Source organism: Thermosporothrix hazakensis (assembly GCF_003253565.1).
GTDB classification, from domain to species: Bacteria; Chloroflexota; Ktedonobacteria; order Ktedonobacterales; family Ktedonobacteraceae; genus Thermosporothrix; species Thermosporothrix hazakensis.
On record NZ_QKUF01000001.1, the window covers coordinates 823824 to 848247 of the forward strand.

A 24424-nucleotide genomic window follows, 5' to 3' on the forward strand; every position below is an offset into this window, starting at 1 on the left:
TCAGGGAAGGGACTAGATTCATGGCAGAAATCACATTCAGACAAGCGCTTAATGATACGTTGCGCGAAGAGATGAAGCGCGACGAAAATGTTTTCCTGCTCGGTGAAGAAATCGGCACCTTTGAGGGTTCATATAAGATTACCGCGGGCTTGCTCAAAGAGTTTGGCCCTCGCCGCGTCGTTGATACCCCGATTGCCGAGAACGGCTTCCTGGGGATGGCCGTTGGCGCAGCCATGCTTGGCCTGCGCCCGGTCGTTGAGATTATGACCATCAACTTTATTTTGATGGGTATTGACGAGATTATTAATCACGCCGCAAAGATACACTATATGTTCGGCGGTCAGTCTGCCGTTCCTATGGTCATTCGCACACCGGGAGGCGGCGGCCAGCAGCTCTCTGCTACCCACTCGCAGAATCTGGAAGTCCTCTTTGCTCATATCCCGGGACTAAAGGTCGTTGCTCCTTCTACCCCGGCAGACGCAAAGGGCCTGCTGAAAGCTTCCATTCGCGATGACAACCCCGTCCTCTTCCTGGAAAACCTGGCCCTCTATAATACAAAGGGTGAGGTCCCCTCGGGCGACTATACCACCCCTATTGGCAAGGCCAAAGTTGCCAAAGAGGGAAAGGATCTGACGGTCATCAGCTACTCGCGCATGACCTCAATTGCCGTCGATGTCGCCCATCGCATGGAAAAAGAAAACGGTCTCAGCATTGAGGTCGTTGACCTGCGTTCCTTACGCCCACTCGATCGCGAAACACTGGTCCAGTCGGTTCAGAAGACGAATCGAGCCATTATCTTTGAAGAAGATTGGCGCTCCTACGGTATCGGTGCAGAAGTCGCCGCGACCTTACAGGAAGAGGCGTTTGATTATCTAGATGCCCCGATCAAGCGCGTTGCCAGCGTGGAAGTGCCACTTCCCTACTCGAAGCCGCTTGAGCTCTCTGCCCTGACTGGAGCCAAACAGTTGATCGAGGCGGTCAACGAACTCGCACCGCGCCGCAGAAGGAGATAAACAACATATGTCCGAAGTAAGCATGCCTCGCCTGAGTGACACGATGCAGGAAGGCACCATCACTCGCTGGCTCAAAAAAGCTGGCGACGAAGTGAAAAAGGGTGATATCCTGGCTGAAGTGGAAACCGACAAGGCAAATATGGAGATCGAAGCCTACGAGAACGGGATTTTGGAGCAAATCCTGATCCAGGAAGGCGAAACCGCCCCGATCGGGCAGGCTATCGCTATTATTGGCGATGGTTCCGGCGCGCAGAAGCCCGCCGCCACAGCCCCGAAAGTAGAGGCAAAAGCCGAAGAGCAGGCTCAGGCACCACAAAATGAGGAACCAGCCAGCCAGCCCGAGGCTCCGCAGGCACCCGCTGCGACAGCCACCCCGGTAGGCACCCGGATCAAGGTCTCACCTCTGGCCCGCCGTATGGCCGAAGAGCATGGCATTGAACTTGCCCAGATCAAGGGTTCTGGCCCGGGTGGTCGCATCGTGCGTGACGATATCGAAGACTATCTTGAGCAACAACGCAAGGCTACACCCACAACTCAGGCACCAGCCGCACAGCCCGCGCCGCCCGCCGCCGCTCCCTCCTTCGCTCAGGCTCCAATCCCTGAGGATTCCGAGGTCGTCCAGATCTCGTCCGTGCAGAAGAAGATCGCTGGCCGCCTGCTTGAGTCGAAGCAGTATGTTCCGCACTTCTATGTCAGCAACGAGGTCGATATGACCGATGCCCTGGCACTCCGCCAGACATTGAATGCTGCCGCTGGCGAGGACGGCGTGAAGATCAGCGTCAATGATATGTTGATCAAGGCGGTCGCTCTGGCCCTGGAGAAGTTTCCCCAGGTCAACGCGTCTTACCGCGACGGTCAGTTCATTCTCCACAAGCATATTAACATCGGTATGGCCGTTGATGTCCCTAATGCGCTGGTCGTCCCGGTGGTGAAAGATGCCAATATTAAAGGCGTTCGCACCATTGCCCGCGAGACCAAAGCCTTGATCGAGAGAGCCCGCAATAACAAGCTCACCATCGCTGATCTGAGCGGCGGTACATTCTCCATTTCAAATCTTGGCATGATGGATGTGACCGGCTTCCAGGCGATCATCAACCCGCCCGAGGCCGCCATTCTGGCCGTTGCCTCCACGCGCAAGACCTTTGTCCCGGTTGATGGACAGCCAGTTCTCCGCGACATTATGCCGCTGACAATCTCTGCTGACCACCGCATTCTGTATGGCGCAATGGTTGCTCGCTTCTTGCAGGAAGTGAAACGTCTGTTGCAGAATCCATACTCACTGCTTGGCTAAACAACGATTGCAGGGGGGCGCTATTCAGGGCGCCCCTTCTGTCCCCTTTCATGACTCCCTCCCCGGCATCCCTCCCGCTCTTGCCTGCTACCGCTTCTACATGTTACAGTGAGGGAAGGACAGCATGCTATTCTCATATTTTGAGCAGGGAAAAGAGAGGACACGCTTTCATACACCGCTGGACATTCTCTTCAGGTCAACGTTTATCTATCCTGGAACGTTTTTTTTCTAACCTTTTCCTTCGGTATAGCGTATTAGACAATGAACACGTGTCTTCGCTTAGAAAAGAGGGTATCTCTATGAGCATACATTCCAATCAAGACCCAAATCAGGACCCTTACGGCTACGGAGGCTATAGCGGCGGATACAGTTCGCCTTCACAGAACCAGTCCAGTTCTCAGGATCCCTACGGGGGATACGCCAATCAGGAGACGGGAGGACAACAGCAGCAGCAACAACAGCAGCAGCGGGTGTATCAGCCACCACGCAGCGTCACAGCGCGTCACCAGGCTTACACCTCATCGGCAAGCGGCATGTCCGGGCGCAAGGCTGCCGTCTGGAGTTATGCGCTTGGCCCCTTCTCCGGAATTTACTTTCTGCTTAAGGAGCGGACAAACCAGTTTGTGCGTTTTGCGGCGGCTCAGTCAACCGTTTTCTCTCTGTCAGTCCTTATCATTTACCTTATCCTGACCCTTATTCCAAGCATTCCAGTACTTGGTTTTCTGCTCGGGCCGTTCCTTGCCTGTGTCACACCGCTCTTCCTGGGCGTTTCGGCGCTCCTGTGGATTCTCTTGATGTTTACATCCTATCGGGGTTCGCAGTTCCGCATTCCCTTCCTGGCCGATTTTGCCGAACGGTTAGCCGGGCGGCGCAGGTGAGGTTATACCAGAAGAAAAGAGGCGAGCCCTTACGAACTCGCCTCCTGTTTTGTTGCGCTAGACGCTGCAATATTGTTGAAAGGTCTTGGCAAACGCCATCACATTGGGGAAACGATCTTGCGGATCTTTTGCCAGTGCCTTTAACAGGACGGAGTTGACATAAGCAGGCACCATCGGATTGAACGCGCTTGGCGGCTGTGGTTGCATGTTCATATGCAGGTGCTTTAAGGTCTGCTCCGAGGTTCCCTGAAACAGAGGGCGCCCGGTCAGCAGCTCATAGATGATAGCCGCCAGCCCATACTGATCTGATGCCGGGGATGTCTGCCCTAGCCAGCGCTCCGGGGCTATATAGGGATACGCGTCGGCACTATGCGAGAAGAAAGAGCCATCCTGCGTGATTGCAAAGTCGGCCAGCAAAATATGCATCTTATCCAGGCTCTCGGCCTGCCCGCGAAGGAGCAAGTTCGACAACTTGAAGTTCTGATACGTCACCTGACGATTATGGACAAATTGTAGCGCATCTGCAAGCTGTAACAGAATCGGCAGAATCTCCTGTGAGGAGAACATGCGATTCTCCCCTCGCTGCCATAACCATTGTTTCAGCGATCCCTCCGCGCACAAAGGCATAGTTTTATAAATAAATGGAACGCCACTGATATAAGATTTGCCTGTATTCAACACGGGCAAAATATGCGGATGCTTTAAGGGATCTAGCAACTCTGCTTCCAACTCAAAAATATTGGACTCTTCTAGTTGCCCCTCCATCATTGCATAAGGAATCGCATTCGTCTGGTATGCCTTCAGCGCAATATCACGTTCCCGCAGGCGATCATAGGTCTGATACACATTTGCCCCTATCAATGTTCTGACACGATAGCGGCCCAGATCCTGCCCCTCAAGCGAGAGCGGCTGTATCTGTTTTGGTTGTGGCAACTGCTGACTATTCTCAAAACCAGAACGAGAGGGAATAGGTGCTGATGGCGTGAAAAGGGGCGCTGCCTCCTGTGTTCCAAGCTGCATGGCATCAGTCGTTACAAATGGCATTTGCTGCGGAAAAAGCGGCTCTGGTGTGGAGGGGGAAGGCGGCGTCAAGATCGGTGACGACTGCACTGGCATTCCATGCGGCTCCTGCGGACGAATCAACGAGATAGCAGGCGAGATCGCATGAAACGAATCCGAGTTCCCTCTGCTGCTTCCCGGTCGAGGTGGGATTGGCACTGTACGTTGAGACCGAAGTGCTGATGGAGGTCCCTGCTTGACCAGCAGGCGAATCAGGGGCACCTTACGATCATACCGCTGCTCGATCTGAGTCAACAAGCGCTGTAAAAAAAAGCGCTCATTCGCTTCGTCCTGACCTACAATCACGGCAAGTGGATTATATCCACCGCGCAAAAAAAGGGTGAAGGCATCGAGCGCCTTCGGGACGAGCACCGGTCGATACCGAGCCATAAATAGAACTCTTTCGATGTAGCGGGCGCGGGAATCCACTGCATCGATCACCAATACATGTTGTGCCACACTTCCCTGTATGCTTCCCGGCATACTCAGCTCTGTCTGCTCTATGCGTTGCAATAGAGAGAGTAAAGGAGTTTGAATGGCTTCAGGTTGCTCAAATGAAAACGGGATCTCGTGCGATTCTAGATTCATCATGGTCCTTTGCTCCTAACGTTCCTTGCTTGCGTCGCAAAATCGTCGGCTCCCCCTGGCTGGCAAATAGATTTGTGTACCCTTTGTCCCTTTCCCTACCTCACCGCACGTACCGCCCTGTTTTCTCTCCTCGCTTCCATCTCTATACATCAATATACGTCCCTTACGAATGCATTTTCCCCGCTCAACTCCACGCGTTTTCCTGTACAGGATGATACAGATAAACACAACATAAAATCAGTATACAATTAAAATCGTGTTTATGCACGTCTATTTATTCAGTTTCCTGATACTTTCTACAAAGTCCAGCTCTTCCCTCACTACCTATTCTAGTGGTTTAGCCCTTTTCTATTCCGCTCTTTCTTCTTCCCAATAATACCATACATTACCCTTAAATATCCATGATCTTATCATCTATAACGAGCTTTTTCCTCTTTAATCACACCCTCTTTTTCATCTACCGGTGCCCGAAAAAGTGGGAGGAGATAGCAAACAGCCATGCACTATCCCCTCGTGCATCTCTAACGGGTACTGATCCAGACTGTCTTGAGCTGGGTATAGGCATCAAGCACAGCATGGCCCATCTCACGACCATATCCGCTTTGTTTGTAGCCGCCAAATGGTGCGGCCGCATCAAACATATTGTACGTGTTCACCCAGACCACACCCGCCTTGAGCGTCGCAGCCATTCGATGCGCGATCTTGATATTGTTTGTCCAGACGCCCGCGGCAAGCCCATACATGCTTTTATTCGCTCGGGCCGCCAGTTCGTCCACACTTTCAAAAGGCAATGCGACAACAACCGGACCAAAAATCTCTTCACGCGCAATCGTCATATCATCATGTACGTGATCAAAAATGGTCGGTTGAAGAAAAAAGCCCTTTAACGTCTCGCTTTGTGGGCACTTGCCACCGGTTAGCAGCGTTGCCCCTTCCTCTTTGCCCCGCTCAATATAGGAGGCGACTCGTTGCCTCTGTTCCTCAGAGACCAACGGACCAAGCTCGGTATCGGGAGAGATGCCAGGCCCGATTTTCATCTGCTGGGCATACGAGCACAGGCCATCAACAACCTGCTCGTAGACCGATTGATGCACAAATAGGCGGCTCCCGGCTGTACAAACCTGCCCTTGATTGAAGAAGACCGCATTCATTGCCCCACGAATAGCATACTTCAAATCGGCATCCTGGAAGATAATGTTTGGCGACTTGCCACCCAGTTCCAGCGTCACCTTTTTCAGGTTACCCGCGCTGGCCTGCACGATCTTTCGCCCGACCTCGGTTGAACCGGTAAAGGCGATTTTATCCACGTCGGGGTGTGCTGCAAGGGCTGACCCGGCTGTTTCGCCAAAGCCCGGCACAATATTGACGACGCCTTCAGGAAAGCCCGCCGCGCAGATCAATTCACCGAGACGGAGCGCGGAAAGCGGCGTCTGTTCTGCCGGTTTTAAGACGCAGGTGTTGCCACAGGCCAGCGCCGGAGCGAGCTTCCATGCCGCCATCTGCAAGGGAAAATTCCAGGGGATAATCTGCCCGATCACGCCAAGCGGCTCACGCAGCGTATAGGTAAACATATTGGGAATAGAGACAGGGATTGTCTCCCCTTCCAGTTTCGTCGCCCACCCGGCAAAATAACGGAAATGATCCACGGCCAGCGGGACATCAACCGCACGAGCATATTTAATCGGTTTGCCGTTGTCCAGGGTTTCCAGCTCTGCAAACTCTTCCGCATGCTGCTCCAGCAGATCAGCCAGTTTCCAGAGCAATGCGCCGCGCTGAGAAGGGGTCATCTTCGGCCAGGCCCCGCTTTCAAAAGCGTTGCGAGCAGCAGCAACTGCACGATTAATATCTTCGCTTTCCCCTTCAGCAACCTCTGCCAGAACCTCACCGGTCGCAGGGTTAAGCGAAGAGAACGTCTTTCCGCTTGCCGCTTCCACCCATTCCCCACCAATCAACATTTTCACTGGCCTCTGTTGAAGAAATGCGTTTAGCACCTTGCTTGTTGTCATAGAAGAACCTCTCTGTTCTACGCTGATATCCCTTTCTCTTTTCCGATCTCCACAGTGGTACGGAACGCCAGAAACATCCTGCTATGCTTATAACAGATTCAGCCGCAAAGAGCAAGCGCCAGATCATTCTATATTGCTTTTGCAGCTCGCTCGACAGGCCAGAGCAGCATTTTTTGTATGCTGCAAAACTAACTACTAGATTTTTCTCACGAATCTAAGTAAAATAGATAATGCAACCTGAACATGAAGGTAGCTCTTTTTTTATGACAACATCTACGCATCGTTATTGCCCGCAATGTGGCGCGGCCAATGAGCCGTCAGCAAGCCACTGCTTCGCTTGCAATCACTCACTCATACAGGAACTGGAACGGCCCGAACAGATCGAAAGTAGCGATCATATTGTGTTGCACCATCTTTTTAAGGATCGCTATTATATTCTTGAACAGCTCGGGACCGGAGGCTTTGGCGCGGTCTATAAGGCCAGAGATACGCAGCAAGATGACAGGCTGGTCGCAATTAAAGAGATCAGGCTGGCAGGACTTTCCCCGCAGGAGGTCATCGATGCGACCGACGCATTCAACCGGGAAGTTCAGATCCTCTCAGACGTGCGGCATCCACAGATTCCCCGTCTCTATGCTCACTTTACCGACCCCTTGAACTGGTATCTTGTCATTGATTTTATTGAAGGGGAAACGATCATTGACCTGCGTAATAAAATCCCGGAGAAAAGACTACCGATCGAGCAGGTAATTCATATTGGTATTCAGGTGTGCTCTATTCTTGAATATTTGCACTCACAACAACCACCGATAATCTATCGCGATATCAAGCCAGATAACCTGATTCAGACGCCCTCAGGGACAATCTTTCTCATTGATTTCGGCGTTGCTCGACGCTACAAGCCCGGTAAGCCTCGTGATACCATCGCCTTCGGCTCTCCCGGCTATGCGGCACCTGAGCAATACGGCAGAGCCCAGACCACAGCCCGCTCTGACCTCTACAGCCTGGGGGCTACCCTGCACACGCTCCTGACCGGCATCGACCCAGAAGCAAACCCATTTCACTTTACATTGCCAGAGCTTCCCACACAATATGCCGAGCTGGCCCACCTGATCGAGCAGCTTGTCTCTCAGGACAGTGAACAGCGCCCCGAAAGCGCGGTAGAGGTAAAAGCGGCGCTGGAAAAACTGGCACAACAGGTACCCGTTCCCGGCCTGCTCACGCTCTCGACGAGGGGGGTGACCACCTGCATCTATCGACAACATCAGGCAGAGGTTCACGTACTCTCCTGGTCTCCTGATAGCAAGTACATCATCTCAGCAGCCAGCGAGGGAGCAGTGCATCTTTGGGAGGCCAACAGTGGGAAGAAGATGTATGAATATAAAGGCCACAGTGATCGCGTTACTGCAATCGCCTGGTCCCCAACCGGGGACTATATCGCTTCGGCCAGCCTTGACTACACGCTGCATATGTGGGCTCCTTACACCTCGTTCGCTACCTCACTTGCCCGAATTCTGGGCCTCAAGCGCTTTGTTCTGGAAAAATGGGAGCCCATTACCTGGGCTCTGGCATGGTCCCCGGACGGGAATCAACTGGCGGCAGGCGGAGAAAGCTGTCAGGTGAAAATCTGGGAGATGTCAGAGCTTAGATTGACCTCAACCTATGAAAAACACGCAGATACCGTGCTGGCTCTCGCGTGGTCCCCGGATCAAAGCTATATCGCCTCCGCAGGCAATGACGATACACTGCGCATCTGGTCTCCACACACCAACACGCAGAAATACACGCTTCGGCGTCCTGGCTCCCACGTTACTGCCCTGGCCTGGTCTCCCAATAGCCGCTTGCTCGCCTTTGGCTGGCAGCATCATCCCATCACCCTCTGTGACCATATCGGGCAGCAGACATATACGCTACCGCATAGCCCTCAGGACGGCGTTAACAGTCTGACCTGGTCGCCTGATGGGCGCTTTCTGGCAGCCAGCACCACGATTGAACGCTTCATTCGGGTGTGGGACATGACCACAATGCAGCTTATCTATACCTATGATCGGCACAATGGCCCGATTCGCGCCCTGGCCTGGTCTCCCGATGGTCGCTTTGTCGCTTCAGGAGGGCAGGATAAGCTAATCCATATCTGGCAGGCACACTGATCTATCACTGCCGGGAGTGGCGGTGACGTCCACTCCCTGTTCAATATGCCTATACAACCAGCTTACCCCCGAGTTGCGCCACCCAGTCCAGCGTATCCTGACAGCTCCATAGCTCAACAATTTGTCCATTCTCAATACGCACAAAATCCATCCCGGTCAGCGTTACCCGACGGCCTGTGGGAGCAAGCCCGGCAAATGATCCCCTATGAAGCGCTTCCAGCCGAAAGCGAAAGGCCACCATATCGCCCTCTCCTATCATATGCTCAACCTGATACCGAATGTCGGAGAAGGCGGCACGAAAAAGGCCAAGCGCATGCTTCACGCCAGCGGGTCCTCTCTCCTGTTCAGGGTGCATATGATCGATGAAATCGGGGGAAATAACAGTATCAACGATCGCCAGATCAGCGCCATTGTAGAGTTTCAAGTATTGCCAGACAAGGGCCTTATTTGCTTCGATGCTCATGTCGGTTATCCTCCCTCATTTCAGAGCTGCTTTCTTCAGCAATTACACGTCCTTGTGATAAAGACATCATAGCGCACTTGCTCCCCCTCTGGCTAGAGGAGCGACCGGGAATAATCGCGCCCGCCCTATTGTTCTCTTCTATGAAAAAGGCAATATATAAACCGGCATCGTCCGGCTTTTTTATGGAAAAAATTATCTTTTCTGGAGGAATATAGAGCATGCAGAAAGGGCAGGAAAAAGCTTCTGAAGAGGTTCTCCCCAAACAGTCTATTCCTCTGCTTTTCCAGCCATTCCAGCTCCGTGATATTCAACTCCGCAATCGCATTATGGTTGCCCCCATGTGCCAGTATTCGTCGGTTGACGGCTTTGCGAACGACTGGCACTTTGTTCATCTAGGAGGCTTCGCTATCGGAGGAGCGGCGCTGGTTATGACCGAAGCAACAGCCGTTGAGCCACGCGGGCGCATCTCGCCTCAGGACCTGGGTATTTACAAAGATGAGCATATTGAAGGGCTCAGTCGCATTACCCGCTTCCTCAAAGAGCAAGGAGCAGTTCCAGCGATTCAGCTTGCGCATGCTGGGCGCAAGGCCAGCACCTACCGCCCCTGGGCCCCGGAATATGGTGCTGTCCCGGAAGGGCAGGGAGGCTGGCAGCCAATCGCCCCAAGTGCTGAAGCCTTCTCAGCCGACCACGCTTATCCGCATGAGCTTACGCGCGAAGAGATTACTGAGATCGTGCAGGCATTCCAGAAAGGGGCACAACGGGCCCTCGCAGCAGGCTTCGAGGTGCTTGAGCTTCATGGAGCGCATGGCTATCTTATTCACGAGTTTCTGTCGCCGCTCTCAAACCACCGTACGGATGAATATGGCGGCAGTCTGGAAAACCGCATGCGCTTCTTGCTTGAAGTGGTTGACGCGACACGTGCGATTATGCCCGAGCGGCTTCCTCTGCTTGTCCGTCTATCCGCGACCGATTGGACAGAGAACGGGCTAACGGTTGAAGAAACCGCCCAGATCTCCAAAGCGCTAAAGCATCATGGCGTCGATCTTGTTGATGTCTCATCTGGCGGCAACGTCGCGACTGCGAAGATACCAACCGCGCCCGGTTATCAGGTTCCGCTCTCTGAGCATGTGCGTCGAGAAGCCGGGATTCCAACGGCAGCGGTCGGCCTGATTACGGAGCCCGAGCAGGCAAACGAGATTCTTGTTCAGGAACAGGCCGATATCATTGCACTGGGCCGCGTGCTATTGCGCGATCCTCATTGGCCACTTCGTGCCGCGCACGCCCTGCATTACGATATCGCATGGCCGAAACAATACGAACGAGCCAAACTTCCCCTTGTCCCTTAACAGTGAAGGAGCCACCTGACGGCAAAGGTGGCTCTTTTTTCTGCCTGGCTCCCTTCCCCCTGGATCACATAGCCAATATGGTGATATTTCTGATAGCGCTGTTCCCGCATCAACAGACACGTCCTTGAGTTCTTTCAGATGTCACAACAATGCCGCTTTCAAGGCCTCAGCAGTCCGCTGCTGATCCGTATATGTCCCGCCGAGGAGTTCCTTCACCAGCTCATCAACAATTCCAGCGTCATACAAACGCTTTGTGCTGCTGCTACATGTCCACCATCACAAGCCGATCCATACACGGACTCCCACTATTTTGCAATCGATGCCGCATTCACCACTCTTTCCGCCTCTTCCAATAGGGCAAATGTCCCTTTTCTTTACGCCACAAACAACGTAATATTGAAACAGTACTATCTCTAGAGAAAAACACAGGGTAGCAGACCGTGAATCAACGCCTATCTATAGCATTTAGCGCCTGGCTCAAAGAGCAACGGAAGAAATACAGGTTGACTCAGACTGAACTTGCCAGACGTATTCATTGTGCATCCATTACTATACGAAAAATAGAGGCAGGAGAGCGCCGCCCTTCGGCACAGCTTACGGAGCTTCTGGCCGACTACTTTGCCATCCCCATGCAGGAACGATACGCCTTTCTGCACTTTGCCCGCACTGATGAGCCACCACACTATTCGCTGCCTGAGCCCCGCTCGCTGCCGTTCTCTGTAGATGCAGCCGCCATCTATTTGATGGAAGCCAATACCGGTAGCGTCCTTGTCAATCAGAACGCACAGGAACCGCTCCCAATTGCCAGCACAACCAAGATCATGACCACACTGATCGCACTGGAACATGGCGATTTAGAGCAATGCATCACGATCCCACAGGAGACGACCGATCGAGTGCAGCGTTGTGGAGGCTACACTATCGGCCTTCGTGCCGGTGATCAACTCTCCCTCAAAGAACTCCTCTATGCCTTGATGCTGGCCTCAGGGGATGAGGTCGCCTTGATTATTGGGGAAGCGGTTGGCGGCACCCTCCCCGCATTTGTACGCCTGATGAACCAGTACGCCCAGCGCCTCGGGCTCAAAAAAACACACTATCTAACACCGGGGCTATCATTCATCCCGCACTGGCAATGAGCGCCGCCGGGGAACAGCACTACTCGACCGCCGAAGACCTGGTCCGACTCGCTCGCCATGCACAAACCAACCCGCTCTTCGCCCAGATCGTACAGTTACAGCGCTATCAGATCCACGAAACGGCCCTTCACCAAGCTTACACCTGGGAAACGACCAATTCTCTTTTAAGCAGTTATCCGGGAGCCACAGGGATTAAAACCGGCCATTCCACCGACGCAGGTTACTGTCTTGTATTCTCGGCAACCAGTGGTAAACATCATCTAATCGGGGCGATATTACAGGCAAGCGCCGGAGAACGCCGTGATCAAGATGCCCGGCGGCTCCTTGATTGGGGATTTCATGTGCTCACACAGCCATAAACTATCCTCTGCTTTACAGCAATGGTATGATAAGGGCAATTTATTTTGTTGTGCCTACAAGTGTAAGAAAGGATAGCAGGTGACAGTAGCATCAACCATCTCCCCTGATGCCCCTATTGATTTCCAACTCCATACTATCCATAGTGATGGCTGGTGGCACCCCGAAGAACTGATTGATTATCTGGTACAGGAAGGCTTTGCCATTGCAGCGATTACCGATCATGACCGTGTGGATACAATCGAGCAGGTTCAATACCTGGGCGCACAGCGAAACCTTCATATCCTGACAGCCGCCGAGTTCAGTGGTGAATGGAAAGGTATTTCGACAGATGTGCTCTGCTTCGGCTTTGACCCGCATAATCCTGCTCTGCGCGAGCTGAGTGATAGCCTACTCCGTCCCCTCTATATGAGGACGCGCCAGGCCTATATGACACTGCTCGAACGCGGCTATCGCTTCCCCCGGGAACAGGAGCTTCTGGCAAAGCGTGGCGGCGAGGTGCGCCTGCCAACTGATCTCGGATTGCTTCTCATCAAGCACGGCTACGTCGCCGATAAAGCGGAAGGGAGACGGCTTCTCGACGAACTGAACTGCGTCTGGAGCACAGTGCCGGTTGAACAGGTGATTGAAACGGTGCATCAGAGTGGCGGAGTTTGCCTGCTTGCACACCCGGGACGTGGTGGTGCATCCTTCTACTTTACCGAGGAGGCGCTTGACGAGCTTCGCGCCATTGCCCCTTTTGACGGGCTGGAAGCATTCTACCCTGCGCATTCCCCAGAAGATACCGCGTTCTTCCTGCGCTACGCTGAAAAGCATCAGCTTCTTGTCAGTGCGGGCTCCGACTCACACAGCCCGGCAGCACAGATGCCTATCAAATATCAGGCCCGACAGGCACGCGCTCTCCTCGAACGTCTTGGCTTCACATTCAATGCTGAATAGCTTCACAGAAAGCAACGGAGCATAAGGGCAAGATACGGTATAATACAAAGACACAAAAAGCCCGGGGATGCTCCCGGGCAAACCAGCATGACAGAAGGAGACCATATCGCCCTATGACACATCATCCCGCAATCGTCAGCGCGTTTCAATTCACCCCTGCCCAACAGGAGCGCATCCGCAAAGCAACAGGTATTGATATTCATTGCTTTGCCGATAACAACGACTATTTGCAAGCCCTGAAAGATGCTGAAATTGCCTGCGGCTTTATGCCCGCTAACGGGCGCGAACTAGCCCCTCGCCTTCGCTGGCTTCAGACGCCGTCGGCTGGTGTTGATTGGCTTCTCAAAAGCCCCCTCGCGGCCCCGGACAGCAACGTCATCATCACCACAGCCGCAGGCATTCACGCACAATGTATCGCCGAATATGTGTTCGGAAGTATGTTGATGTTCAACCGCTCGTGGCCTTCTCTTGTCATAATGCAGCGAGAACATCGCTGGCCGCCCTACGCAGAGGCGAACAAGCTCTTCCGTGGGCAGCAAGGTGGCACACCTGAGCTGGCGGACAGCACGCTTGGTATTATCGGTCTGGGAAGTATTGGTCGCCGTATCGCTCAGCTCGGGCGAGCTTTCGGCATGCATGTGATCGCGCTACGTCATTCTGCGCAACCGGGAACAGAAGATCCCGACGTCGACGAGCTCTATACTGGTGATCAGCTTCATGAGCTGCTCAGCCTCAGCGATTACGTTGTGCTCTCGGTCCCACTGACCCCCCGCACAGAAGGAATGATCGGTGAGCAGGAGCTCCGCGCCATGCGTCCTCATGCCTACCTGGTCAATATCGCTCGTGGCAAGGTCATTGACGAAGCAGCCCTGATTCGCGCGCTCAAAGAGGGCTGGATTGCGGGAGCAGGGCTTGATGTCACTGCACAGGAGCCGCCAGAGAAAGAGAATCCATTGTTTGATCTGCCAAACGTCATCCTGACGCCACATATTGCAGGCTCAACCGATCGCTATGGGGAGCGCCTTGCCTCGCTCTTCACCGATAATATTCATCGCTATCAGAACGGGCTGCCAATGCGCAACCGCTTCCGGCCTGACCGTAAGTACTAGGCTAATCTTCTCAGTCAGCCAGATAGTTCTGCTGGAATTCCAGCACCATGCTACACTGCTTCCAGAAACAGGATTACCCATGCTTTTAGAGCAGGAGAGGAAACCCCATCTCCTGCCCGCTTTATGGCCGCAGCTTTCCAAAACGATACAGGGTATAGAGATCGAAATACCAGAAAACTGACCGCCTGTGTCCGGGGTCTATGCATCACATCAGTGTTGCACACCCACGCGCTTTCTTTTTTCTGATCCCTGGTGAAGGTGGCAGGTACTTTTATTCCAATCTTTACAGGACAAAAGACGGAGTTCAAGAGAAGAGCTGTTCTATGCCTCCCATATCACAGCAAGAACTGGTATCATAGCATCATGCTCCGGCATAGAAACAGCACTGCCGCCACAAGAAGCGTGAAGGAGTTTCACATCATCATGAAATGGTTCTTGGGAAAGAAGTCAACACCAATCGAGAAACGCCCCGATGGAAGAGATCGCCTTCCTCCCGGTCAGCACTTGACACGTAAATGGCCAGTCCTAACCTTCGAGAGCACGCCTTCCAGCCTACCTTCTGACTGGCGCTTTCGAGTTTCAGGTCTGGTTGAAAATCCGCTCGAACTGACATGGGAAGAGTTCCTGCAACTGCCCCATACAACGGTTACCGCCGATTTCCATTGCGTTACCTTATGGAGCCGCTACAATAACACCTGGGAAGGGATTCATATCCGCGAGATCCTCCAACGTGTACGTCCCCTGCCTGAGGCACAGTATGTCATGGCCCACTGCTGGACAGGATATACCACCAATATACCGCTCACAGCCCTTGATGACGACGACGTTTTGATCGCGCTGAAACATGATGGCAAGCCTCTGACGCCTGAACATGGGGGCCCGGTCCGGCTAATTGTACCCAAACTCTACGGCTATAAAAGCGCAAAATGGTTAGACGGATTTGAATTTATGGAGCACGATAAGCCCGGCTTCTGGGAAACCAGAGGCTATCATAACAGTGGCGATCCCTGGAAAGAAGAGCGCTACTGGTAAACATCCGATAGAGGATCGAGGTTCCTTCCCGGAGCAGCGCAACGCTCAAGTCAGCATGCATACAAGCCGTCACGGGGTGATGCCCCATAGCGGCACCTGTCCAGAAGCGTTTAACGAGGGGTACCTGTACATGAAAAGAAGCAAAGCATGGATAGGATCCTCTATCAAGCGGTACTCGCGTTCTCTCCTCAGAGATCGCATATGCTCCTTTTATTCCCGGGTATAAGCTCGGGGCTTTCTGAAACATTTCGAGCAATAGACAACATGATAGACAACAAAGAGAGTCGCTCAGTCGGCAAAAGGAGATAGCATGGAGTATCAGAACGTCGACTTTTTGTCCCGGGGGGATCGCTGTGCCGCACGGCTGTATCTCCCCAACCACACACAACCGCTTCCCTGCGTGATTCTCGGGCATGGGCTTGGAGCGACCAGTGATATGCGCCTTGATGCCTATGCAACACGTTTTGCCACGCTTGGTCTGGCTGCGCTGGTCTTCGACTATCGTGGGTTCGGGGAAAGCGCAGGCTCCCCTCGCCAGATTGTCGACATCAAGGGGCAACTGGCCGATTGGAGAGCCGCCATTCGCTACGCACGCAGCAACCTGGCGCTTGATCCAGAACGCATTATTTTATGGGGAACCTCGTTTTCAGGGGGACATGTCCTGCGCATCGCCGCGGAGGACTCGCGCATTGCCGCCGTCATCAGCCAGATTCCATTCACCGACGGTCTGACAACCCTCACCATGTACAGTCCGCTTCGCTCGCTTCAGTTGCTCGTGGCAGCTCTTCGCGATTATGGTCACCACATTCTAGGTCGGGAACCGCACTATATCACCACAGTTGGCAAGGTGGACGAGCTGGCCATGCTGGCAACCCCGGGTGCATTCGAGCGCTATCAGGAGATGCTACCGGCAGGTTATCGCTATCCCAATCATATCGCGGCCCGTATCAATCTGACCCTGCCGTTTTACCGTCCGATTCAGCAGGCGCAGCATATCCGCTGTCCGGTGCTTCTCTGTATTTGTGAACAGGATCGCATTACTTCGCCACAGGCCGCGATAAAGACCGCACGCCGTATTCCTGCCGCCGAAGTCCGCACCTACCCGGGCGACCATATTGACATCTATCACGAGCCACTTTTCTCACAGGTGCTCAATGATCAATGCGACTTTCTCAGCCGGCATGGGCTGACCACAGCGTAACAGCGAGACAAAAAGAGGCGCAGCCCCTGTTGCCGCGCCTCTCAGACCTCTATTTTTCCAAAGTACTTTTACTGTTTCTCTCGCCATCATAGGACAACAGGATACGCTTGCCATCGAACACCGTCTCCAGGTGCACAGGACGGCCCCACAGATGATAGATATGCTGCAAGGTCTTCTCCGCGTACGGCATATCGAGATCCTGTCCCTCATGCATATGCTTCAGGTAGAGCTCGCGGTTCCCTCGATAGTCCCCATCATCGACCACAATGTAGGGATACCCGAAGTTCGTCATATTGGAAACGATGGTATCGCGAACCTTGCGCCAGTCCTTTTCAACAATCACCCACTCATCGCCCTCTTTCTTGTAGAGGTAGAGGTCCAGATCCTTGACCAGATCCTCGGTCAGGTAATTGCGCAAGAACGAGACATCATTATCCAGTTCACGCACCTCGAAGAGCTTCTCACGCCCCTTGCCGGGCTGGCGACCCAGACGTTCCCGCTCCTCGCGGGTTGGATTATCCCAACGCCGTTCAATATCTTCGAGGATCTTAAAGCCAATATAATAGGGATTCAGCGACGTTCGTGAGGGTGACAGCACCGAAGAATGCAACTGAGCAAACTCGATCGTCTCCGCATCAGAAATCACGTTTTGCTCTCCCAACGCCCGCATAATGCGCGCATGCCAGAAACTATTATGGTGCAACATACCATTTGCAATGTAGCGATGCGACCGCTGTACTGTGATATCATAGACATCTGCCACGGTTCGCTCGATACGCACTACCTCATCAAATGGAGCTTCATCGGGCGCATTGCGCAGATAGGTTTGAACCTCCTGCACGTGCGTTAGCCCGATTGCCTCCGCGAACACGCGAGACGAGTTACCGGTTATGCGCAGTATCGCCCCATCACGCCACGAGAGCGCTCCATAGTTGAGCAGGATGCACTGAAGCGTGCGCGCTGCCTGCTCCGAGGGTGCCGTCAATACAAGCCCTTCAGAAATCTGCCCGGTCAGCGCGAAGCAGGCTTTCAGGAACGCGTTGACTACCAGCCGGGGAGAACGCAGAATGACCTCGGGCACCCCGTTCTGCATCTCAAGCGAGTGTACCAGTTCCAGCGCCTCAGGCGAGCGGAAGACACTATACCAGCGATTGGTCTCCGGTCCCGTGAAATGAATGGTCTCCGGATCAACCGAGAACAGCGTGGTCACCAGTTCCACATAGCGTCTGGCAACTGCTTCATCCTGACAGGTAAAGCAGACCCGCCCCGTTAGCGGATCCACCCTGCCGCCATAGCAGAGATAGCCCAGAAACTCGGCAAACCCGGCAGTAACCGTTGTCGGCAGACCGAGAACAGCGGTCTGTGTGCCTCCTTGCCGAGCGACCAGCCGGGGTGCGCTTCCCGACAGAGCCACCTCTTCCTGTGGCCAGATGTTTTCTCCCACTGCCAGAGGAACACGCTGTCCTACGCGCACCGATTGAAGCGACATCCACTGCTCGGGGCCAACACTCAGCTTATGCTCCTCAGCTCCCTCCAGCACCAGCCCACGGCGTGTATGGAGCCGAATGACCGGGGCATTGCGACGCACATGACGATCAGTGATTCGATCGCAGATGCCCTCACCGCTCGCTACCTGCACCGTTTGCCCCCGAGCGAGGAGCCGATGCAGAGCATCATAGCGCATCAGGCCATACTCTGTCTGGACCAGACTATCTGCCACAAGACAGGCCCACCCCTCATTCATAATCTTGGTCTGCATCTGTGGCACAAAGTACAACATTTCCTGCCGCACGATTTCCAGAATATCGCGCTGCCAGGGCTGCAAGTACGGTGCATGATTGATCAGGAAGAGCATAATATCTTTCTCGGGCTTCTCAGGGAATCTGGGCGGTTTTCCAGGGCGCATACTGCGCTCTTCCTCGGCCCGTTCGGCCCGCTCATCGAGGTTCCAGAGATCATCATACTCGGTAGTCCGCATTACAGCATTGCTCGGCTTTGACTCCCCCCCTTCACGGCGCAGGAGCAGGTTATAGTCAACATGCTCCTGAATCGCTAATGCCGCATCGAGGAAGCGTTCGACCTCTTCGCGTCCATGATCGAACTCATATTTCGCAATCCGTTCAGCATGAATACTGGCCTTATCAATCATGCGCCGTGAGGTATGCTGAAAGTAGACATTATTCTTGAAGAAGTCGGTATGGCCGAACACGTGTGCGGCAACAAAGGTATTTTGCAGGAGATTGTTCATCTCCATCAAGAAGGCATAACTGGGATTGGTGTTTACCACCATCTCATAGATCTTGCTCAAACCGAGGTCATACTGCATCTTCTGACGATAGTATGCCTTCCCGTGTGTCCAGTGACTGAAGCGGCCCGGCAGCCCATAGGATGCAAACTCATACATGATCGAGGCTGGAACCATCTCAAAATGAGTCGGGAACGGATCAAGTCCGAATTTGTGAGCTTGCTCCCAGGCAGCATCGATCGCATCACGCAATCGCTCAAGATCGCTATTGGAATCAAAGCCGATCATAGCATACTCTCCTTACACGATTACCGGGAAGCCTCCCGGAGAGCCAAAAGTACTCTAGCGGGAGGGAACAGGGTCACGTTGAGCAAAGAACTTACGCAAAGCGGGGTAAACATCCTTTTTATCAGAAATGGTTACAGCGATAAACTTCTTGTCGTTTATCTTGCTATAAGCCGACATGAGCGTACTGGGAGAACGATAATGGCCTTCACGAATCTCACCATAGCCAAAGATGTTGCACTGCGCCATCAGGCGCTGCACGAGCTGCACACAGCGGTCATTATCCCAGGGCAGGTTATCCCCATCAGAGAAGTGAAAGGGATAAATGTTCCAGTCCTGCGGGTTATACCGCTCCTGAATGATCTTCAGGGCCAGTTCATACGCCGAGGAAACCTGTGTGCCGCCACTCTCGCCTTTATGGAAAAACTCCTCTTCCGTCACCTCACGCGCCTCGGTATGGTGACTGATAAAGACGATCTGTACATTGTTATACTTTGTGCGCAAAAAGCGGACCATCCAGAAGTAGAAGCTCCGCGCAATGTATTTCTCAAATTCGCCCATTGAGCCCGAAACGTCCATCATCGCCAGCACGACCGCATTGGACTGATAGCGGATGGTTGGCTCCCAGACTTTAAAGCGCAGGTCTTCGGTTTTAATATCTTTAAAGCGTGGCTCGCCTTTTGCGGCATTGCGCTTGATGTTTTCCAGGATCGTGCGTTTTTTATCCAGATTGGGCATCGGGCCTTTTTTACGCACATCAGTGAAGCGAACGGCGTCGGTCTGCATTTCCTGCTGGCGCTTCTCCTCAAGGTTCGGGAGACTCAGATCCTCAAAGATAAGCTGTGCCAGTTCCTCGATAGAGATTTCCGCCTCATAATAGTCATAGCCAGGATCTTTGCCGGCATCGCCCTTTTTCCCCTTGCCCTGTTTTGGTTCCTGGGCAACCACATCGCCAACCTTACTCTTTCCGTTCCCCTGCCCGGCATGCGTCTGGCGGCCAGGATCAAAGCGAAAGCGATATTCTTCAAGGGAGCGAATAGGAATGCGAACTGTTTTCTTGCCGTCCGAGAGGATGATGCTTTCCTCGCTAACAATCTCCCCCAGATTTTTCTTGACTGCCTCGCGGATCTTCTCTTTATGGCGCTCCTGATCTACCTGCCCTTTGCGGTGCAAAGACCAATCATGCTGAGAAACAGACATCGTCTTTCTCCTTCTCAAAAACAAGGAAACGGAGATGAGATGGCATAGCAGATCCCATGCCGAGGCAACATCAGAGCGGTAGGAAATCTACCCTGCGCTACTGGAACGCAGGGCAGAACAACCGTATACGATCACAGAGATGCTATGCACCCACATCTTCGTGCAACTTATCGATTTAAGAGACTACCCACATACTGGAGAATCTCATTTGCGCACACATGACAGTAGCCGTGCTCCGTCATCAGGCGGTTAACCACCTCATTGATCTTGCGCAACTGCTCTTTATCCGGTGTGCGTGTTGATGTGGTGATCTTGACGACATCCCGTAAATCAGCAAACAGCTTTTTCTCGATAGCTTCCTTCAGGCGCTCGTGGCTGGTATAGTCAAAGGTTTGTCCTTTGCGTGCCAGCGACGAAATGCGGATCAGGATCTCTTCACGGAAGGAGCGCTTCGCGTTTTCCGAGACGCCAATCTGCTCTTCAATCGAGCGCATCAGGTGCTCATCAGGCTCCATCTCTTCATCAGTGATCGGATCGCGCAATTTGGTCTTGTTGCAGTACGCCTCGACGTTATCCAGGTAGTTGTTCAACAGCGTTCGTGCCGACTCCTCATAGGAGTAGACAAAGGCTCGCTGAACCTCTTTCTTCGCCATCTCGTCGTACTCTTTGCGTGCCTCATTGATAAAGTTCAGGTAGCGCTCCCGCTCTTCTCGTGTGATGCTGGTATGCTGATCCAGGCCGTCACGCAAGGCACGAAGGGCATCGATCGGGTTAATACAGGTGACATTCTGTTTGACCAGCGCATTTGACAGGCGGTTAATCACATAGCGCGGCGAGATGCCGTCCATGCCTTCGCGAACCGCTTCCTCCTGCAACTCGCGCACATCTTTCTGCTTGAAGTCCTCCATATCCTCGCCGTCATAGAGCTTCAGCTTCTTCATCAGGCTCATCCCGGCTTTCTTGGAAGGCTCAAGGCGGGTCAGCACGGCGAAGATACTGGCAATACGGAGCGTGTACGGTGCGATATGGACGTTCTTCAAAGCGCTTTGCTTGAGAAGCTTTTCGTAGATTTTAACCTCATCGGAGACACGCAGGTTATACGGCACTTTGACCAGAATAATGCGGTCCTGCAATGCCTCTGATTTCTTATTGCCAACAAATGCCTGATACTCATGCTCGTTGGTATGGCTGACAACGACCTCGTCCGCGTAGATCATACTGAAGCGCCCGGTTTTAATGTTCTGCTCCTGACTCAGAGTAAGCAGTACATACAGGAACTTTTCATCACAGTTATGATTGACGATACCATTCGCGATAAAGGTATGTGAACCCGGGACATGGAAATCCCAACACTCAGCTTCACCATCCTCAAGCGCAACAATCTCATCATAAAACAGCGATGGGTTCAGGAGCGCATTCAATCCGGGAGGTGTTTCCACCCATCCGTCTAGCTTCCCGAGCATTTTCCGGGCCATATCACGCGTACAGCTATTTGTACCGGTCCGGAGCATATGGAGATTCCTATAATCTTCACCCAGAATCTGTTGGGCCCCGGTATAATCTACCGCGTGAGAGCTACCAGCGGCCTGCGTTTTTGCAATCGTGACCTGCTGAAGTTCCTGCGAAATGGTAGCCCAGTATCCAGCGGTATTCGGGATCAGATCAGCTCTCCCTGAGCGAGCCACACCATTGGTACGGGTCTCATAGGCAAGCTGTTTGCTCAGCGGACGCAATGGCATCTGCTTTGCCAGCATATCAGCATCCACGCCATCAGCCGCAACCACCCAGTAAGAACCGGGCTCTTTCATCTGGGCAGAGCGAGCCTGGACACGTGTTCGGCGAGCCACCACACCCATGTTGAGCAAGACGACCTGAAGCTGCTTTGCAAGCGTTTCGGAGGCAGTTGTCCATGATAGACGCCCTTTGGCAGTCACTGTTCCGTCTCCGGCAAAGTAGCCCGAGAGGAATTCCACCATACAGGCATGAGACGATTGGAGCACACTCCAGGGAATTTCTTTGTTGCATGCTCCGCTCTGGAACCCGATATAAAGCGCAAAGTCAGCCAGTGAAACCGAATTGAGCTGAATGGTATGACGATTCCGCCGAGGAATAATACCAAAAACCTGTTCAGTCAGAGAGGCAAAATCGTCACGCAGTTCGTCTTCGGAACTGGTAAAACGAACCGTACCATCAGGCCGGATATCACCTTCTGCAACCATATAGCCGAGCCAACGAGCAAGATCAGGGGTCATGCGCTCAGGCACCCGGATCCGCTGTGCAAGTTCGGCTCTCTGAGGAGTCCAGCGCAGTTCGACATCCTGACCCCAGAGGTTCTGGCCCTTTTGCAGCACAAGCCAATCACCGGGCTGGAGTTCATCATGTCTGCGCCAGATCAGAACACCATCCTGATTCACAATCTGAACACGGTGTTCAGGCGTGCCCTCCTGCGTAAACCCTCTTCGTGTGACCAAACGCCGGGTCTTGCTCTTTCCTGCATAGAACAGCTTGGTCGCAGTCTCCACACCGACACTACTTGCCAGGGAAAGCTGAATATCACGCGACATACCAGCAGGCTGATCAGGAGATGCAAATGAGTCCAATCGGCGGATTCCGTTAGAAGTGAAGAGCAGAGTATCACCAGAGAGGCACTTCAAAATCTCAACGAATTCCATAATGCCGCGATTTGCGATATTTAATTCACCGTCGAAACGGTACGCGCGGGGGTCGCTCTCTGAGCCAACTTCACCGATAGTAGAAAGGTCAATGCCGCCGACCAGCTCGCTGATATCCTGCGTTTTGGGGTCCGAAGGCGTAAAGGTCCCGATACCAGTCCGATACTTCTCGCTAAAGGTGATACGCTTGACCGGGACGTCTTCAATTCGCCCCTCATATTTGGTATCAACCATATAGCGACAATGCGGGCAGAGCTCACCTTCTATATACAGTCCAAACTCGCGCTCGACATCTGGTCGCAACTCCATCGGGATCAGGTGGAGCGGCTCTTCATGCATCGGGCAATCCTTGATCGCGTAGACTGCGCCCACAGGTGTGCGGCTATATGCCTCCATTCCACGCTTGAGCAAGGCCACAATGGTTGATTTACCGCCGCCAACAGGTCCCATGAGCAGCAGAATACGCTTGCGCACTTCCAGACGTTGTGCAGCCGAGTGGAAGTAGTCAACGATTTGTTGAAGGGGCTTCTCTATGCCGAAGATCTCCTGACTGAAAAAGTTGTAGCGATGTTCGCCGGTGCGAGTCGTTTCAACGCCCGCATCCATAATCATATGGTAAATGCGTTCGTGCGATAGACGGGCCACTTCAGGCCGCTTCGACGCAATCTCAAAGTATTGCGCAAAGGTGCCTTCCCATAGCAGCTCTCGCTCTCTATCGCGATATTCTTCCAACCGCTTCACCAGATCCATGGCTTACCCTCTCTTTGCTGTACAGATCGATGACGTATGGACGACCTTCTGAAGCAGTCTCATGAAAGAAACTGATCCCCCTTTACTCACGTCACCGATGAGACAAAAACTACAATTGACAGCTAGGGAACCTTCGTACGCGTTCGGGCAAGGACAAAGTTCTACGTTTGTGTGTTTCAAGTTGCAACAGTCTCAATGGACCGCTACACACTCACCCTCAACGAGAGGTGAGAGAAGAGCGCAGGTTTCATCACTCGTTCATAGCCGTTCATCAGAACCCCGGAGGTTGTTGTAGCCCATGAACACGAGTAACGTCACCTTCACACCCTCCTTTCCATTCCCAAACTGCTTGTGATGCTGCGCTGGTAAAGAACGCATCACCTCTCCCCATGCCACAACCTTCGTTCCAGCAGGATACAGAAGACCGAAAGGGCCAGTTTCTCACGCTCAACAAGGCGTGTGAGAACCAGCCCTTTCCAACGTTTCTATTTTTATATGCTTGATTTTCTACTATAAATCCAGCCCTTTTTACAGGTTGGTTGTAATGGGTTAGAGTTGTCAACTGCATCCGTTTGATGCTCCTACAATATTTCAATGTGTCCTTTCTTAATCCATTGTAACCAACCACTGATGTTCTTCAGACGGTTACGAACATCTCTGCCAACTATTTTTTAACCTCATCTAGAACGTTCTTCCCTCCT

Annotated in this window: 17 protein-coding genes; 11 read left to right on the plus strand and 6 right to left on the minus strand. The window is 53.0% G+C overall.

The window, feature by feature from the left end; translation table 11 throughout:
• Window positions 1-20 precede the first annotated feature (20 nt).
• From EI42_RS03505 to EI42_RS03515, 3 genes are all read left to right on the plus strand, one after another.
• Window positions 21-1013: an alpha-ketoacid dehydrogenase subunit beta gene (locus EI42_RS03505; RefSeq protein WP_111318850.1), complete on the plus strand. Its 993-nt coding sequence runs from the start codon at window positions 21-23 to the stop codon at window positions 1011-1013.
• A gap of 7 nt (window positions 1014-1020) precedes the next feature.
• A complete protein-coding gene (locus tag EI42_RS03510; RefSeq protein ID WP_111318852.1) occupies window positions 1021-2304 on the plus strand; it encodes a dihydrolipoamide acetyltransferase family protein in 1284 nt (427 codons plus the stop codon).
• A 299-nt stretch (window positions 2305-2603) separates the two neighbouring features.
• Complete coding sequence (locus EI42_RS03515) at window positions 2604-3182, plus strand: DUF4870 domain-containing protein (RefSeq protein ID WP_170142321.1); 579 nt, start codon at window positions 2604-2606, stop codon at window positions 3180-3182.
• Window positions 3183-3239: 57 nt separating this feature from the next.
• On the opposite strand, the gene EI42_RS03520 is transcribed toward EI42_RS03515, so the two are convergent.
• Window positions 3240-4832 carry a serine/threonine-protein kinase gene (locus EI42_RS03520; protein ID WP_111318856.1) on the minus strand — a complete coding sequence of 531 codons (1593 nt, stop codon included), beginning with the start codon at window positions 4830-4832 and terminating at the stop codon, window positions 3240-3242.
• Between the two features lie 518 nt (window positions 4833-5350).
• On the minus strand, window positions 5351-6835 hold the full coding sequence (locus tag EI42_RS03525; protein ID WP_111318858.1) for an aldehyde dehydrogenase family protein: 1485 nt from the start codon (window positions 6833-6835) through the stop codon (window positions 5351-5353).
• 263 nt (window positions 6836-7098) lie between these two features.
• Between EI42_RS03525 and EI42_RS03530 the strand changes: the two genes are divergently transcribed.
• The gene (locus EI42_RS03530) at window positions 7099-8985 is read left to right on the plus strand and encodes a serine/threonine-protein kinase (RefSeq protein ID WP_170142322.1); all 1887 of its coding nucleotides are present in this window, start codon (window positions 7099-7101) and stop codon (window positions 8983-8985) included.
• Between the two features lie 49 nt (window positions 8986-9034).
• On the opposite strand, the gene EI42_RS03535 is transcribed toward EI42_RS03530, so the two are convergent.
• Window positions 9035-9448, minus strand: a complete 414-nt coding sequence (locus EI42_RS03535; protein ID WP_111318862.1) for an ester cyclase — start codon at window positions 9446-9448, stop codon at window positions 9035-9037.
• Window positions 9449-9666: 218 nt separating this feature from the next.
• On the opposite strand from EI42_RS03535, the gene EI42_RS03545 reads away from it, so the two are divergent.
• From EI42_RS03545 to EI42_RS03575, 7 genes are all read left to right on the plus strand, one after another.
• Window positions 9667-10797: an NADH:flavin oxidoreductase/NADH oxidase gene (locus EI42_RS03545; RefSeq protein ID WP_111318866.1), complete on the plus strand. Its 1131-nt coding sequence runs from the start codon at window positions 9667-9669 to the stop codon at window positions 10795-10797.
• Window positions 10798-11237: 440 nt separating this feature from the next.
• Window positions 11238-11933, plus strand: a complete 696-nt coding sequence (locus tag EI42_RS33730) for a helix-turn-helix domain-containing protein (protein ID WP_111318868.1) — start codon at window positions 11238-11240, stop codon at window positions 11931-11933.
• Window positions 11930-12292 carry a D-alanyl-D-alanine carboxypeptidase family protein gene (locus EI42_RS34225; protein WP_111318870.1) on the plus strand — a complete coding sequence of 121 codons (363 nt, stop codon included), beginning with the start codon at window positions 11930-11932 and terminating at the stop codon, window positions 12290-12292. Before EI42_RS33730 ends, EI42_RS34225 begins: the two co-directional genes overlap by 4 nt.
• 79 nt (window positions 12293-12371) lie before the next feature.
• A complete protein-coding gene (locus EI42_RS03560) occupies window positions 12372-13229 on the plus strand; it encodes a PHP domain-containing protein (RefSeq protein WP_111318872.1) in 858 nt (285 codons plus the stop codon).
• Between the two features lie 113 nt (window positions 13230-13342).
• The gene (locus EI42_RS03565) at window positions 13343-14338 is read left to right on the plus strand and encodes a D-2-hydroxyacid dehydrogenase (protein ID WP_111318874.1); all 996 of its coding nucleotides are present in this window, start codon (window positions 13343-13345) and stop codon (window positions 14336-14338) included.
• 423 nt (window positions 14339-14761) lie between these two features.
• Complete coding sequence (locus EI42_RS03570) at window positions 14762-15370, plus strand: sulfite oxidase-like oxidoreductase (RefSeq protein WP_111318876.1); 609 nt, start codon at window positions 14762-14764, stop codon at window positions 15368-15370.
• A 310-nt stretch (window positions 15371-15680) separates the two neighbouring features.
• Window positions 15681-16571 (plus strand): alpha/beta hydrolase, encoded by an 891-nt coding sequence (locus EI42_RS03575; RefSeq protein ID WP_111318878.1) that lies wholly within the window; start codon window positions 15681-15683, stop codon window positions 16569-16571.
• A 49-nt stretch (window positions 16572-16620) separates the two neighbouring features.
• On the opposite strand, the gene EI42_RS33065 is transcribed toward EI42_RS03575, so the two are convergent.
• From EI42_RS33065 to EI42_RS33735, 3 genes are all read right to left on the minus strand, one after another.
• On the minus strand, window positions 16621-19104 hold the full coding sequence (locus EI42_RS33065) for a SpoVR family protein (protein ID WP_111318880.1): 2484 nt from the start codon (window positions 19102-19104) through the stop codon (window positions 16621-16623).
• A 54-nt stretch (window positions 19105-19158) separates the two neighbouring features.
• The gene (gene yhbH, locus EI42_RS03585; protein ID WP_111318882.1) at window positions 19159-20301 is read right to left on the minus strand and encodes a sporulation protein YhbH; all 1143 of its coding nucleotides are present in this window, start codon (window positions 20299-20301) and stop codon (window positions 19159-19161) included.
• Window positions 20302-20468: 167 nt separating this feature from the next.
• Complete coding sequence (locus tag EI42_RS33735; RefSeq protein ID WP_170142323.1) at window positions 20469-23723, minus strand: LAGLIDADG family homing endonuclease; 3255 nt, start codon at window positions 23721-23723, stop codon at window positions 20469-20471.
• Window positions 23724-24424 lie beyond the last annotated feature (701 nt).

Excerpts from the sequence above, each read along its gene's own strand:
- EI42_RS03545 (WP_111318866.1), top strand. The coding sequence starts at position 9,667 with ATGCAGAAAGGGCAGGAAAAAGCTTCTGAAGAGGTTCTCCCCAAACAG.
- EI42_RS33065 (WP_111318880.1), bottom strand. The coding sequence starts at position 19,104 with ATGATCGGCTTTGATTCCAATAGCGATCTTGAGCGATTGCGTGATGCG.
- EI42_RS03575 (WP_111318878.1), top strand. The coding sequence starts at position 15,681 with ATGGAGTATCAGAACGTCGACTTTTTGTCCCGGGGGGATCGCTGTGCC.
- EI42_RS33735 (WP_170142323.1), bottom strand. The coding sequence starts at position 23,723 with ATGGATCTGGTGAAGCGGTTGGAAGAATATCGCGATAGAGAGCGAGAG.
- yhbH (WP_111318882.1), bottom strand. The coding sequence starts at position 20,301 with ATGTCTGTTTCTCAGCATGATTGGTCTTTGCACCGCAAAGGGCAGGTA.
- EI42_RS03510 (WP_111318852.1), top strand. The coding sequence starts at position 1,021 with ATGTCCGAAGTAAGCATGCCTCGCCTGAGTGACACGATGCAGGAAGGC.
- EI42_RS03565 (WP_111318874.1), top strand. The coding sequence starts at position 13,343 with ATGACACATCATCCCGCAATCGTCAGCGCGTTTCAATTCACCCCTGCC.
- EI42_RS34225 (WP_111318870.1), top strand. The coding sequence starts at position 11,930 with ATGAGCGCCGCCGGGGAACAGCACTACTCGACCGCCGAAGACCTGGTC.
- EI42_RS03535 (WP_111318862.1), bottom strand. The coding sequence starts at position 9,448 with ATGAGCATCGAAGCAAATAAGGCCCTTGTCTGGCAATACTTGAAACTC.
- EI42_RS03570 (WP_111318876.1), top strand. The coding sequence starts at position 14,762 with ATGAAATGGTTCTTGGGAAAGAAGTCAACACCAATCGAGAAACGCCCC.
- EI42_RS03505 (WP_111318850.1), top strand. The coding sequence starts at position 21 with ATGGCAGAAATCACATTCAGACAAGCGCTTAATGATACGTTGCGCGAA.
- EI42_RS03530 (WP_170142322.1), top strand. The coding sequence starts at position 7,099 with ATGACAACATCTACGCATCGTTATTGCCCGCAATGTGGCGCGGCCAAT.
- EI42_RS03520 (WP_111318856.1), bottom strand. The coding sequence starts at position 4,832 with ATGATGAATCTAGAATCGCACGAGATCCCGTTTTCATTTGAGCAACCT.
- EI42_RS03515 (WP_170142321.1), top strand. The coding sequence starts at position 2,604 with ATGAGCATACATTCCAATCAAGACCCAAATCAGGACCCTTACGGCTAC.
- EI42_RS03525 (WP_111318858.1), bottom strand. The coding sequence starts at position 6,835 with ATGACAACAAGCAAGGTGCTAAACGCATTTCTTCAACAGAGGCCAGTG.